The sequence below is a fragment of the Neobacillus sp. D3-1R genome, assembly GCF_052180215.1.
Taxonomy (GTDB): domain Bacteria; phylum Bacillota; class Bacilli; order Bacillales; family Cytobacillaceae; genus Pseudoneobacillus.
Map to the genome: position 1 here is coordinate 2400349 of NZ_CP197471.1, position 12453 is coordinate 2412801.

Here is a 12453-nt window from a genome sequence, read left to right on the forward strand (position 1 = left end):
TTCCCTAGAAATTTTAGATTTATGCCCTAAAATTATTAAATTAAGATTGAATAACTACTCTAGTACCATTTGGAGCAAGTCTTGCTACTTCCAATACATCCTTGTTATACATTCTAATACATCCGTGCGAGACAGCTTTTCCTATAGATGATGGATTATTTGTACCATGGATACCATAGCCCCTTCTTGAAAGGGATAGCCACATAACACCAAATGGGCCACCAGGCTGGGGCTCACGATTAACAATCACATACTCTCCTAATGGTGTTTGCGTTAAAATTTTCCCTATTGCAATCGGATAAATTTTATAAATTTGCCCGTTATGAAAAAGAGTCAATTTTCTCTGACCTAGTGAAACTTGAATATGATATGGAATGCTACTTGGTTCTGGTAGCCCAGGGATTTCTACCTTTTGACCAACAAATAAAATATTGGGATTTGTGATCTTAGGATTGGCAGCTAAAATCCTTCCAAAAGGAATACGATAATTGGATGCAATCAAAGCCAGTGACTCTCCAGGCTTGACCGTATGGATCATTTATCCATCACACCTTTTTTCATTAGCGTATGCCTGATAAAAAAAGGCGTGCTTTTCCCTATCTTATAAACCACACCTTGGTAATATGTGTGTCATTCATTTCATAAATAGCTATAGCTTCACCAGTACTACCATCTGCTCTGCCTGTTAAATATTCATGGTCAATAACATGATTTCCCATGATCGTACGATTTTTTAATGCTGCATGAAGCTGTGGATTATCTAAAAAAAGCTTTTTGTAACGTTCCGTAAAGGCTGCTTTCCCTTCTAAAGTAATATGATTGGAAGGGAAATCCATCACAATAATATTGTCATCGTATTGCTCTACAAAGTCTTCAAGGTTCTTGGAATTGTAGGCATCTAATTGAAGCTGCGCAAGTTGTTCAGGTGATTTTAAATTCATTTGATTTCTCCTTACTGTTAATCTTTCTGGAAGAATTATATAGGAAAATCTCTAAATAAAAAAGTTTTATAATCCTAATATTTCTAAAATTTCGTATTGCGAAGTAAATTCAAAATCTTTAAAATAGAAAATACGTTAATTACCTCATGAATAAGGGAGAAGCAAATGAATCGCAAAATTTTCTTATATGTCAAAGCCTTTTCAGATCTAGGGACATTTATGGATTTGATAGCCATCAATGTTTTAATGTATGTAGCAACAGGGAGCTCTGCCTGGTTAGCTGCTACTATGGCCTTTCGAACGTTAGGTGGAGTATTATCTAGTTTATTTTCCGGAGTGCTAGCCGATCGTTTTGATCGTCGCAAAATCATGATTTATACCGATCTTTTTCGGGCCGTTATTATTCTTAGTTTAATTCCTTTTCCAAATCCCATTATGATTATTATTGTTTGTTTTCTAATCGGTTTAACGAGCAGCTTTTTTGCCGTTAGTTATAGTGCCGAAATTCCTCAAATATTTGGTCAAAATAAGGTGTTGGAAACAAATGCACTAATCTCAAGACTGACCTCCATTAGCTTAGTTTTTGGTTTCATCGGTGCTGGGGTCATAACCGACTTTCTCGGAAATCAAGTCACTTTGATTATCGACGCTGTTACCTATCTTTTATCAGCTGTTGTTTTATTAAAACTGAAGTGGGAAACAACTTCATCTACTAAGAACGGGGCACTAACCAATGGGATTAAAGAGAAAATGATATCAATTGGCAGAGACTTAAAGGAGGTTTATTCATTCATTCTGTTAGCGCCAATGCTGTTTCTAGTAAATATCGTTTTCTTAGTTGGTGCGTTTGCCGGTGCATCTCATAATTTAGGAATACCATTACTTGCACAAGAAATTGATGCATCTAAACAAAGCTTTTATTACGGGTTAATTTGGGGCGTTTGGGGAATAGGTTCTGTACTAGCAACAATGATTATACCAAAATTGAAATTTTTACAAGGAACACGTCTCTATTACGCCTGTTTTATTACCGCGATGCTTATGTCAACAGGGTTTATTACCTTCCTGTCAAACATCAACATTTGGATCATATTGCCATTTGCTTTCTTAACGGGTATTTTTGATGCATGCTTTACGACTCTGCATGCAACAATCCTACAAAAAACAGACAATCATATTAGAGGAAGAATCTTCGGGGTTGGAATGTTATTAAAATCTTTAGGTTTTGCTCTTGGATTTGTTGTTGCACCTTTTGTGTTGGAAGCATTATCGTTGCCAAAAATGGTTTGGATTTTTCATGGAACGCTAATTACCACTAGTATTATTGTACTATTGTATTCTACTGGCATGAGAAAAAGGCTTGAAGCAGTTAATCAGAGTGTTTAAATTTTTGAAAGTACGCCCAGCATCAGCTGGGCTTTTTTCATGTATTTAGTATTCGAGAAAATCTTAAGTTAATTGACTTTATTTTCACCTATTTTTTCATTTAAAAATTGGGCTATCGATAAGATTTCCGTTTTGTATTTATGTTTAAACATTTTACAGAATAATTTTACATATTTTTTCTCCCCAGATTTTGTAACTAAAACTGTATTTAACTGTATTTCACCATTATTCACTAATGGACGATATTTTATATTATATCTATATTATAAAAGCTTTGATCTGAAATCATTCGTGGGTCAAGTCGTCTTAATTCTTCTAAAGAATACCCCATCTCTTTAATAAATGTGTCATTTACGTCCGTAAATCTATAGTTCTTTTCTAGGTGAGTTTTCTCGATGTAATAAATGGCATTACAGGAATACTGAAATAAAGTATTATATTTCTCATCGGATTCATCCCTATCAATGGAATGGTTTGGATTTTTGGACATAGATAAACCGATATAATAACTAAATAGATAAATAAGAAAATAAATTGGGAACGAATAAATATGCCTCCATTGATGATGTTCGGTTATTCCTAAAAAATCAAAATAGGGTTCACCAATAAAAGCTATGATTGCCGAAACGACCAGTCCTTTAATAATGGGACTCCATGTTTCTTTTATTTTATAAACAATTAATAAACATACTGGCAAAAGAGAAGAATTCCATGGAATAATGCCACTCATAATTGGAAAAACACTAGTATGATAACGCCATAAATCAAATGACAGACCAATTAGGTCTAAAATAGTGGAAAATAAAATAATAACCCAAGACGAAATAAAATATTGCCTCGATTTAGAGGGATCTCGTAAAAAATACCAAACAACCCAAGGTGCAATCGTCAATAGTACAACGAAAAACCAATGCATGGAAAATAATACATCGTTAAGCCAAATAGACCTTAACATTTCATTTCCTTCTTTAATAAATCGATAACCTGTATCTGTAATCATTCTACCACCTATTTCTATATTGCTTATATATAGTTATTTCATCGGAAGGTAATGTTATACTGCAAAATTCGACATTTTTCTACAATCACCAAACCATAACAAAATACATGCAACTAAAAAAGCCTGGCATCAAAGCCAAGCTTCCTTTTTTTAATCTTTATTTAATAATGATTCGCCAGCAATACCAGGATGTGTCATTTCAAATGGGTCCAAAATAAGATCTAGTTCTTCTTCTGTTAAAACATCATAAGCCAGACAAAGTTCGCGGACCGATTTACCGGTTAAAATTGCTTCTCTAGCAATTCTGGCAACTGGTTCATATCCAAGATGAGGATTAATCGCGGTAATGATACCAACACTTCTTTCCACATCCGCTTTCGTTTTATCAGCATTCGCTTCAATACCTGCTAAGCAATAATCAGTAAACGCATTGAATGCATTATTCATAATGCTTATCGATTGAATTAAATTAAAAACTAAAACAGGTTCCATTACATTCAGCTCTAATTGACCCGCTTCAGAGGCTAAGCAAATGGTATGATCATTTCCAATCACTTGGAATGCTACTTGATTTATTAGCTCTGGCATTACAGGGTTAACTTTTCCAGGCATAATAGATGAACCAGGTTGACGTGCTGGTAAAAAGATTTCGTTAAATCCAACGCGTGGGCCTGAAGCCATTAAACGAAGATCGTTGGCAATCTTAGACATATTCATCATACAAACCTTTAACGCCGCAGAAACTTCCGTATATGCATCAGTATTTTGAGTCGCATCTACTAAATGTTCAGCATTCACTAAAGGAAAACCCGTTATTTCCCGCAAGTGAATAACAACATTTTCTATATATTTAGGGTTAGCATTTAAGCCTGTTCCAACAGCGGTTGCACCCATATTAACTTCATATAAATGCTCACGTGTATTGCTAATGCGCTTAATGTCGCGTTCAACCACTCGACGGTATGCTTCAAATTCTTGTCCAAGACGAATGGGAACAGCATCCTGTAAATGAGTTCTACCCATTTTAATGATCGAATCAAATTCCTGAGCCTTTTTTGCAAAAACATCATGCATTTTTTTCATCGTTACAAGTAATGTTTCTAATAAAGATAAAGTTGATATATGTATAGCTGTTGGGAAAGCATCATTCGTTGATTGAGCCATGTTAACATGGGAATTCGGACTTAAATGAAAATAATCCCCTTTTTCCTTACCCAATAATTCTAACCCTCGGTTAGCAATAACTTCATTCGTATTCATATTGATAGAAGTTCCTGCTCCCCCTTGAATCGGATCCACAATAAAATGATCATGGTACTTACCTTCAATAATTTCATCAGCCGCTAGAACGATTACATTTCCTAACTCATGATAAAGTCGACCAGATTGCATATTAGCTAACGCTGCTGCTTTTTTAACCATTGCCATTGCTTTTATTAATTCACCGTGAATACGGTAACCAGTAATAGGAAAGTTTTCAACAGCACGTAAGGTTTGAATACCATAGTAAGCGTTTACATTTACTTCCTTTTCACCGAGAAAATCTTTTTCTACACGGTATTGTACGTGTTCCATTTTGTATCCCCCCGAAAAATGGTTGATAATTGAATCATATGATTCCCTCTTACATCATAATAGATATTTGAAGTTATTCCAATTAAAAATCGTAAATAGTATAAAAACTTCATAAAATAAGTTACCTTAATGATATACGTCACTTATTTAGCTAACAGGATTGTTTATTAAGTTTAAAAGACTTTCTCCCCTTTTTAAATAATCATCTAAATGGGCTTCTAGCTCTTTTTCATCTGAATTAGATTCAAGTAATTTGGTCGTTTTCTGTAAAAAGTTCCAATTCATACAACCTGAAAGCCAAATAAGGGATGATAGTCTATCAAAATCTAAATCTTTAAGAAAGGAATCATGATTATAAGCGTTTAAAAAAGCACGGGCAACATCTGATGACATCTTACGGGAGTGTATACCGTTTGTTCGAGAATACCATTTTATTAACCATGCTAATCCTTCAATTCGGTCACTGTAGCCTATTGATTCAAAATCAACAATCCCTATAACTTTATTTTGCTCATCCCAAAGGATATTAAGTGGATTGAGGTCAGATTGAATAATATAATCTAGATCAGTAGTCTTTCCTTTTTCTAGATGATATTGGGTCAATTCTATATATTGCTTAAGATTCTTAGAAGAACGCTCTGTTAATTGATTTGTCTTTATAATATCAAGGAGTTTCTCCTTAAAATTTGTATATCCAACTAAATGAGATGTCTTTTTAAAAATAGCACTGTGGTAGGTATTGGAAATGTCATGAATTTTTCTAGCATATTGACCAAAATTCATTGCACTATTTTCACTAATGTTTACAATATGCGTCCCTTCTATCCATTCAAATAACAGAAAACGATATGTTTCCTTATTCCATTTTAAAAATACAAAAGGTTTATTTTCATTCGTATATACTAGTCTCATGAATGGTATATCATGGCTAATTAAATGCTCACAAAACTGAATTTGCTCGTATAGTACTTCATCAGAAATATGGCCAAACACTTCATTTTGGCTTCTATTATAAGGCATAAATCTAGCTGAATAAGACAATCCATTTACCTTAATTTTAAAATGTAAATCCTTATGCCAGCTATTTTGATGAAGTACCATTTCAATTATTAATGAATCGTTTCCAATAGAGTAAGCATAGAGAGCTTTTTTTAACATTTGTTCCATCTAAATTGACTCCTATATTTAATTCTTCCAATATATTCTATTATAGTAACATTTTCTATCTAATAATATAAAAAAGAACTGTACTAATTTGTACAGTCCATATTTTTAAAGCTATTCTTTTGTTACCTGTTCAATGATCTTTTGTCCATCTTTTTCAATATAGTAGATGGTTATTTTATCATCTTTGTTTAGGGAATCAAAATCAGGTTTTACTTTTTCAGATAAACGATAATGTTCATATTCTCCCGCTTCATTAATAACCTCTATAGAATTATTATCCATTAATCCAACATAAGTAACGGTAAAACCCTTTAATTTGCCTTCCTCTTCCAGCCCTTCACCAACTCCACCCCAATTAAATTGTGTCTCGGCGCGTAAGTCTTGTTGTTCTAGTGCAGAAGACCAGACTTCCAGTTGATAGGTTCCTGGTTTTAATTTTTTTAGATCCTCCGTTAAATCAATATCTAAATTGATTATTTCACCTGGCTTTAACACCTTTTCAGATTGTGTTTGGGCGAACATTTTATCCATAGAATAGGTATACACAACCACACCTGATTGATCCTTTATTGTGTAATCAAATTCCTGAGTACTGCTATATTTTAAGACTTCCTCTTTTTCTTTATCATTTCTAATCGAAAATTGATACTTTTGCTGGCCATTTTGAGTACCCTTTGAAAGGCTTCCAACTAATTTCCCAGCTGCAATTCCTTTATTTTCATTTACTGGTGATGCCCCATTTACTTCCTTTTTAGGTTCAACAGTCCCTTTTTCGGATGTTCCACAAGCGACTAATGATGTTATTAAAACAAACGTTGATAATCCATACACAATACGTTTGGTGATATTCATATCCTTACACCTCTTGTTCTTTTATTGCCGGCACTATAAGAGACGAGAAATGCAGGAAAAAGTTACTGGGCTCTTAAAATTATTTACTAAACTAATGACTAGTAGATGAAACTTGTGTTTAATGCTTTTTGTAGTTGGGCAAATGTAATGCTAGGTTTATTCGGAGGTGCTGGCCAATAATCACTTACAGGATACATTAGATTATGAGGGGATGCATTATGGTCAGGATCCCCAGGAAAGGGATTTGGATCATAGATATTTCCATGCAGATTGTGAAGATACATAATATGACCAAGTTCGTGAGCAAGAATATATTTCTGAGTAATCGCTCCATTAGATAAGATAACAATAGGTGCATCACGAAAGGTAATGGCATCAGTATGGGATCCATTTGGATATTTAGGTCCAATGTGATCTCCATTCATATAATATATATAAACATGTGCGGTTGGGCATAGTTCTCTTCCCTTTTCCAATAAAATGGATTCAATATTTTCGTGCCATGGAAAGTCTTTTAAATTTCTTCCTATTCCTTTTGGATAGTTATCTACATAATTACAACTTACAATCTTAAAGGTTATTCCCTGTGATCTACCGTTTACTGTTTGTTTCCATATTTCATTGGCTGCAGCTATTTCATCTTTCACTCTTTTCGGAGTTCTTGAATGTGGGTCTGAAGCACCTATTTGTGCCCCAGGTAATACAATAACTCCCACCTTAATAATCCCATTTTTAACTTTATTGTCCATGTGCATTTTATTTTTGTCCGGTATGCTCAAAAACCTTACTCCTTTACAAATAATTATTACTAATAATATACGTAACCGAATAATGGCTTGTCTGGACAAAGTGGACAAAAAATAGAATTGATTACATAGAGATTTAAGTTATTCCCAAAATTCCACTGTTTAAATGTTATAATTTCAAGCCCCTGACCATATGATGAAGTATCAATTTGGATGGGGGAATGAGGAACTAATGTATAAGGAAATAAGCAAAACGATGTTATGGGAGTATAACCAATTAAATGAACAAAAGAAGGAAATAGAGATGAAACTTGAAGAGTTAAAGAAGATTTTTCATCACTATTTTGATGAAAGCGTTGGAGTCAACGAAAAAGGAGAACTGATTATTGAGGATTTCAAATTACAGCGACAAATTCGTAGAGTTGAAAAATTTGATAATGCGAAAACAGTCGATCGTTTAGAGAGTTTAAATATGTTAGATTTAATTCAAATTATCAAAAAGCCAGATGAAGAAAAAGTAAAGGCTGCATTAAACTTAGGATTTTTAACAAATGATGATTTGGAAGGATGCATTTCTATTCAATCCTCTGGTGCAATATATGTAAAACCTCAAAAATAAGAGGTTAATAGAAAAGAGCATCGAAGCAGTTTTTCGATGCTCTTTTTTCATTAACTCTCCCGTACTAGATGGATTTTAATAAATCCTCATAAATCTGCATTTTTTCTTTTGTTTGTATAATGACTTGATTAAGAGATTCCTGTTGGTCAATAAGTTTAGATAAGTGTTTTTCAAAGATGAGCTTCCTTCTTACTAGAATGTCTTTATGATCATCTGGCGAAGCATCAAGTAGACAGCCAGCATCTACGATTTCTTTTAATTCATGTAAACTCATTCCTGTAGCTTTTAAACTAATTAGAAACTGTAAAAAACGGATATCCTTTTCGGAATATTGACGGTCTTTTCCATTTCTTCTTTCTGCGAAAGGAACTAATCCCAACTTTTCATAATATCTAATCGTATGGGACGGTACTCCTGTTCTTATGGAAGTTTCCCCAATCGTATACATTTAGGTCCACCTACTTACTGACAGATTAACAGTATTTTACCATCTATACCCTTTTCAAACAATTGGTGAGCTGTTACTGCTTCCTCTAACGGGACTTTGTGGGCAATTTTTGGTTTAATTTTATACTCTTTTAAGAGTTTAAATAGTTGATTTAAGTCCTCGAGAATTGTATTTGGTTCCTGTTGGGAAACTTTTGAAATACTATAGAATTTTCCTTTATGACCTGATGATGTCTTCTCTGTATGTAAAATTCGATTCCACTCTTCCACCATAAATTGTTGTTCATTTGACTGAACTGAATCTTCAGCAGCATAGGTAAATCCATAACCAATAAAAAGACCATCCCGCTTTAAAGTCTGATAAGATCTTTGCCAGTTAAATCCCCCTACCCCATCAAAAACTACATCGACCCCATTTGGCTCTAAGGAATTCATTCGTTTCACAAAATCTTCAGTTCGATAATCGATGTAAAATACACCTTCTGAAATAAACTTTTGTCTATCTTTTGCAGAAGCTGTTCCATAAAGCTTGATGTCTAGCTCTTTGCTTAATTGCAAAAGAGCGGTTCCTACTCCTCCACCTAAACCGTGTGCTAGGACAGTATTGCCTTTTTGGACTTCAGCAATTCGATAAAGTAATTGATAGGCAGTTAAATAATTTAATATAATCGCTGCTGCCTCATAGAGATCTACACCATCCGGGATGAGAACAAGATCCTTTTCTAATAAGTGCACAAAACGAGAATATCCCCCATATTTACAAAACGATGCTACAAATTGACCTTTCTTAAAATTCGTTACCTCTCTCCCAATATTTTCTACAACTCCAACGACTTCATGACCAGGGACAAAAGGAAATCCAGGAGCTCCAGGATATTTTCCCTTTCTCATCATCATATCAGCAAATGCTACACCAGTTGCTATTACTTTAACTCTTACTTCATTTTCAGCGATTTCCTTTAAGGGTTCATCGATTAATTTTAATACAGATGCTTCCCCAGGCTTGGTAATGTATACTCTTTGATTCATCATTTGACTTCCTCCTTATGTTACCTAAGGAAATCTTACAACTTAAAGTTAACTTTAAGTCAAGTTGAATTTAATAAATTGATTCAATTTAGATTTGTTCATGTTAAAATGATAATTAGAAAAATTTTACAAGTGAGTTGAAGAAAATGTTCGATACGAAGATGACTAGATTTATATGGCTTTTCCCTATTTTTTTTCTAATTCATGACATTGAGGAAATTTTAACCATTGAGGGATTTATTAAAGAACACTCCAATATCATTCCTGTCCAAATAAACACCTTTCAATTTATGTTTGCATTTATTTTGTTGTGGATAGTTGCCTTAATTGGCTGTTATTATTCGGTAAACGGGAAACGTTTTTTAGGTATGAGTCCATTGACCCTTTTTTATTTTCTAGTACCTGGTATTTTTTTAGCAAATGGATTAGGTCACGTCATGCAGTTTGTATTTTTTCATAGCTACGTCCCTGGTATCATGACAACATTTATGGTCATCTTTCCGTATTGTTATTTTGTTCTAAGATATTTATTTAAAGGACATTGGATTACAATCAAACAACTACTATTTTATTTTTGGATAGGATTTGTTTTGCAAGGACCATTGGCTCTAGGTGCTATTCTGATTGCAAAGCTATTAATCCATTAACCTATCAAAAATAGACCAGGCATCTACTGCTTGGTCTATTTTCTTTTATATATGATTCCATTTATAAGAAACGTTCAAATCCTTCAGCATATTTGGTAGGTGAAAATTCAATGATATCGTATTCTGCAATCTGTTTAAAATAAAATGGATCTTCTTTAATGATGGTTTCTACTTCTTCTTTATTACTTACCCTACAAAGAATAACTCCTCCAATTCTTGGGTCTCTTCTTCCAGAACAAATAAATTTTTGTAGTTTATAATATTTTTCTAAATAGTCAATGTGTGAGGTCAATTCCTTATCTACTTCCTCAAGTGACTTTTTGTACTTTAAAACTAAAACAAACATTCATAAACTCCCCCTAAAAATCATCTAAAAAACTGCAGTATAGAACTGCTGTTTTAGATTGATATTTTCATTACTTCCACTCATGTTTTAGTAGTGAAAAACATCTTTGGTCAACATAATGACCTTCGTGTGCCGCGTAACCTCTTAGGATACCATCCTCTTTAAAGCCTAGTTTCATGAGTAGATTCATGGATGGTGTCGCATCAAGATTTGTAAGTGCTTCAACACGGTGAAACCCAACTTGTTCGAAACTAAACTGAATAAGTGACTCTAAAATTTCGGACATATATCCTTTTCTCCAGTATGCTTTACCTAGGTCATAGGCAATTTCAACTCGTGAACCACGATTGGTATCCCAAGCATTAAAGCCGCATGTTCCAACTAACTGTTGATCTTCTTTTCTTATAACTCCCCATCTGAGTGCGATATTTTGTTCGAAAAGGTTATTCATAAAGTTAATTAGACTTATTGCATCCTCGACACTTTGAAATGGACTAACTCCCATATCCTTTGTCACATCAGGGTCAGATAAGTTTTCAAATACAGCTTGTGCATCATCTAATGTCATTTGTCTCAATAAAAATCGTTTTGTTTCTATTATTGGTTGTGTTTCAAATAGACTCATATATTTCTCCTCCTATTAAAAAGATTCATCTCAAAAAATTTTACCATATTTATACATGTAATGAGACAGATCTTATCTTTTTGTAGAACGATGTTTCTATAATTTAATAATAGACGAATGGTAAAAATCAGAGTATAGTGGTTTACGGAAAAGTATCCTTCTATCTTGGAGGTATCAAAATGATAAACTCACAACTACAACAGTCCTTTTTTCAAATGAACACCATATTTATTTCTATATTAATAGAAGCTTTGCCCTTTGTTATTTTAGGAGTCATAATTGCTGGTATCATTCAAATGTTTGTCACAGAAGAGATGGTGGCAAAAATCATGCCTAAAAATCCAATATTAGCTGTCCTTTTTGCTAGCTTCCTAGGAGCTTTGTTTCCTGCTTGTGAATGCGGAATTGTCCCTATAGTAAAAAGATTAGTCCAAAAAGGTGTTCCTATATACGCTGGTATTGCTTTTATGCTAACGGGACCAATCATAAATCCTGTTGTCTTGTTCTCTACTTATATTGCCTTTGGTAGTGATTGGAGAATGGCATTTTACAGAGCATTGGGAGCTGCTTTAGTATCCATTATTGTTGGTCTTGTCATTGCATTTTTATATAGAGGAAATCCTTTGCTTGAAAAACTTCACTCACATCAACACTCTGTAGCTCCTATTTCTTTTAAAAAGAAAATGTGGCAGACTCTTGAGCATGCAGTTGAAGAATTTTTCTCAATGGGTAAGTATTTAATTGTTGGTTCATTAATTGCTGCGTGTGTGCAAACCTTTATTAAAACCTCTACACTTGTTTCAATCGGACAAGGTCAAGCATCATCATCATTAGTTATGATGGCTCTTGCTTTTATTCTATCTCTCTGTTCCGAAGCTGATGCATTTATTGCTTCCTCATTCAGAACAACATTTTCTACCGGAGCAATAGTTGCCTTTTTAGTGTTTGGTCCAATGCTTGATATAAAAAATTTACTAATGATGTTAGGCACTTTTAATAGAAGGCTAGTTTTTATCGTTATCTCGACAGTTACGATTGTCGTATTCTTATACTCATTACTATTTTAAGGTGGG

15 protein-coding genes are annotated in these 12453 nt (G+C 33.7%); 4 read left to right on the forward strand and 11 right to left on the reverse strand.

Going from position 1 to position 12453, the window contains the following annotated elements; genetic code table 11:
- Nucleotides 1-40: 40 nt before the first annotated feature.
- Nucleotides 41-538: a L,D-transpeptidase family protein gene (locus tag ACSBPO_RS12335; protein ID WP_442593647.1), complete on the reverse strand. Its 498-nt coding sequence runs from the start codon at nucleotides 536-538 to the stop codon at nucleotides 41-43.
- 58 nt (nucleotides 539-596) lie between these two features.
- The gene (locus tag ACSBPO_RS12340) at nucleotides 597-941 is read right to left on the reverse strand and encodes a nuclear transport factor 2 family protein (RefSeq protein WP_442593649.1); all 345 of its coding nucleotides are present in this window, start codon (nucleotides 939-941) and stop codon (nucleotides 597-599) included.
- Nucleotides 942-1106: 165 nt separating this feature from the next.
- On the opposite strand from ACSBPO_RS12340, the gene ACSBPO_RS12345 reads away from it, so the two are divergent.
- Entirely contained in the window at nucleotides 1107-2327 is a 1221-nt protein-coding gene (locus ACSBPO_RS12345; RefSeq protein ID WP_442593651.1) for an MFS transporter, read from the forward strand.
- 247 nt (nucleotides 2328-2574) lie between these two features.
- Here ACSBPO_RS12345 and ACSBPO_RS12350 read toward each other — a convergent pair whose 3' ends face one another.
- The 5 genes from ACSBPO_RS12350 to ACSBPO_RS12370 all read right to left on the reverse strand — a co-directional run bounded on the left by ACSBPO_RS12350 (nucleotide 2575) and on the right by ACSBPO_RS12370 (nucleotide 7700).
- Nucleotides 2575-3327 (reverse strand): CBO0543 family protein, encoded by a 753-nt coding sequence (locus ACSBPO_RS12350; RefSeq protein WP_442593653.1) that lies wholly within the window; start codon nucleotides 3325-3327, stop codon nucleotides 2575-2577.
- Nucleotides 3328-3477: 150 nt separating this feature from the next.
- Nucleotides 3478-4902, reverse strand: a complete 1425-nt coding sequence (gene aspA, locus ACSBPO_RS12355; RefSeq protein WP_442593655.1) for an aspartate ammonia-lyase — start codon at nucleotides 4900-4902, stop codon at nucleotides 3478-3480.
- Between the two features lie 147 nt (nucleotides 4903-5049).
- Complete coding sequence (locus tag ACSBPO_RS12360; RefSeq protein WP_442593657.1) at nucleotides 5050-6069, reverse strand: phosphotransferase enzyme family protein; 1020 nt, start codon at nucleotides 6067-6069, stop codon at nucleotides 5050-5052.
- Between the two features lie 111 nt (nucleotides 6070-6180).
- Entirely contained in the window at nucleotides 6181-6921 is a 741-nt protein-coding gene (locus tag ACSBPO_RS12365; RefSeq protein ID WP_442593659.1) for a BsuPI-related putative proteinase inhibitor, read from the reverse strand.
- Nucleotides 6922-7019: 98 nt separating this feature from the next.
- On the reverse strand, nucleotides 7020-7700 hold the full coding sequence (locus ACSBPO_RS12370; protein ID WP_442593661.1) for a hypothetical protein: 681 nt from the start codon (nucleotides 7698-7700) through the stop codon (nucleotides 7020-7022).
- 199 nt (nucleotides 7701-7899) lie between these two features.
- Between ACSBPO_RS12370 and ACSBPO_RS12375 the strand changes: the two genes are divergently transcribed.
- Nucleotides 7900-8286, forward strand: coding sequence for a hypothetical protein (locus tag ACSBPO_RS12375; protein ID WP_442593663.1), 387 nt, complete (start codon nucleotides 7900-7902; stop codon nucleotides 8284-8286).
- Between the two features lie 64 nt (nucleotides 8287-8350).
- On the opposite strand, the gene ACSBPO_RS12380 is transcribed toward ACSBPO_RS12375, so the two are convergent.
- A complete protein-coding gene (locus ACSBPO_RS12380) occupies nucleotides 8351-8734 on the reverse strand; it encodes a MerR family transcriptional regulator (RefSeq protein WP_442593665.1) in 384 nt (127 codons plus the stop codon).
- A gap of 14 nt (nucleotides 8735-8748) precedes the next feature.
- On the reverse strand, nucleotides 8749-9765 hold the full coding sequence (locus ACSBPO_RS12385) for a medium chain dehydrogenase/reductase family protein (protein ID WP_442593667.1): 1017 nt from the start codon (nucleotides 9763-9765) through the stop codon (nucleotides 8749-8751).
- Nucleotides 9766-9908: 143 nt separating this feature from the next.
- Here ACSBPO_RS12385 and ACSBPO_RS12390 point away from each other — a divergent pair, with 143 nt between their 5' ends.
- A complete protein-coding gene (locus ACSBPO_RS12390; protein WP_442593669.1) occupies nucleotides 9909-10409 on the forward strand; it encodes an HXXEE domain-containing protein in 501 nt (166 codons plus the stop codon).
- Between the two features lie 61 nt (nucleotides 10410-10470).
- On the opposite strand, the gene ACSBPO_RS12395 is transcribed toward ACSBPO_RS12390, so the two are convergent.
- Complete coding sequence (locus tag ACSBPO_RS12395; RefSeq protein ID WP_442593671.1) at nucleotides 10471-10755, reverse strand: YciI family protein; 285 nt, start codon at nucleotides 10753-10755, stop codon at nucleotides 10471-10473.
- A gap of 70 nt (nucleotides 10756-10825) precedes the next feature.
- Nucleotides 10826-11380: a GNAT family N-acetyltransferase gene (locus tag ACSBPO_RS12400; RefSeq protein WP_442593673.1), complete on the reverse strand. Its 555-nt coding sequence runs from the start codon at nucleotides 11378-11380 to the stop codon at nucleotides 10826-10828.
- A 179-nt stretch (nucleotides 11381-11559) separates the two neighbouring features.
- Between ACSBPO_RS12400 and ACSBPO_RS12405 the strand changes: the two genes are divergently transcribed.
- Nucleotides 11560-12447 carry a permease gene (locus ACSBPO_RS12405; RefSeq protein WP_442593675.1) on the forward strand — a complete coding sequence of 296 codons (888 nt, stop codon included), beginning with the start codon at nucleotides 11560-11562 and terminating at the stop codon, nucleotides 12445-12447.
- The last annotated feature ends 6 nt before the right edge of the window (nucleotides 12448-12453 follow it).

What these genes read in the sequence shown, in the direction of transcription:
- ACSBPO_RS12380 (WP_442593665.1), bottom strand. Translation starts at nt 8,734, where the DNA reads ATGTATACGATTGGGGAAACTTCCATAAGAACAGGAGTACCGTCCCAT.
- ACSBPO_RS12345 (WP_442593651.1), top strand. Translation starts at nt 1,107, where the DNA reads ATGAATCGCAAAATTTTCTTATATGTCAAAGCCTTTTCAGATCTAGGG.
- ACSBPO_RS12360 (WP_442593657.1), bottom strand. Translation starts at nt 6,069, where the DNA reads ATGGAACAAATGTTAAAAAAAGCTCTCTATGCTTACTCTATTGGAAAC.
- ACSBPO_RS12350 (WP_442593653.1), bottom strand. Translation starts at nt 3,327, where the DNA reads ATGATTACAGATACAGGTTATCGATTTATTAAAGAAGGAAATGAAATG.
- ACSBPO_RS12335 (WP_442593647.1), bottom strand. Translation starts at nt 538, where the DNA reads ATGATCCATACGGTCAAGCCTGGAGAGTCACTGGCTTTGATTGCATCC.
- ACSBPO_RS12405 (WP_442593675.1), top strand. Translation starts at nt 11,560, where the DNA reads ATGATAAACTCACAACTACAACAGTCCTTTTTTCAAATGAACACCATA.
- ACSBPO_RS12340 (WP_442593649.1), bottom strand. Translation starts at nt 941, where the DNA reads ATGAATTTAAAATCACCTGAACAACTTGCGCAGCTTCAATTAGATGCC.
- ACSBPO_RS12400 (WP_442593673.1), bottom strand. Translation starts at nt 11,380, where the DNA reads ATGAGTCTATTTGAAACACAACCAATAATAGAAACAAAACGATTTTTA.
- ACSBPO_RS12395 (WP_442593671.1), bottom strand. Translation starts at nt 10,755, where the DNA reads ATGTTTGTTTTAGTTTTAAAGTACAAAAAGTCACTTGAGGAAGTAGAT.
- ACSBPO_RS12375 (WP_442593663.1), top strand. Translation starts at nt 7,900, where the DNA reads ATGTATAAGGAAATAAGCAAAACGATGTTATGGGAGTATAACCAATTA.
- ACSBPO_RS12365 (WP_442593659.1), bottom strand. Translation starts at nt 6,921, where the DNA reads ATGAATATCACCAAACGTATTGTGTATGGATTATCAACGTTTGTTTTA.
- ACSBPO_RS12390 (WP_442593669.1), top strand. Translation starts at nt 9,909, where the DNA reads ATGTTCGATACGAAGATGACTAGATTTATATGGCTTTTCCCTATTTTT.
- ACSBPO_RS12385 (WP_442593667.1), bottom strand. Translation starts at nt 9,765, where the DNA reads ATGATGAATCAAAGAGTATACATTACCAAGCCTGGGGAAGCATCTGTA.
- aspA (WP_442593655.1), bottom strand. Translation starts at nt 4,902, where the DNA reads ATGGAACACGTACAATACCGTGTAGAAAAAGATTTTCTCGGTGAAAAG.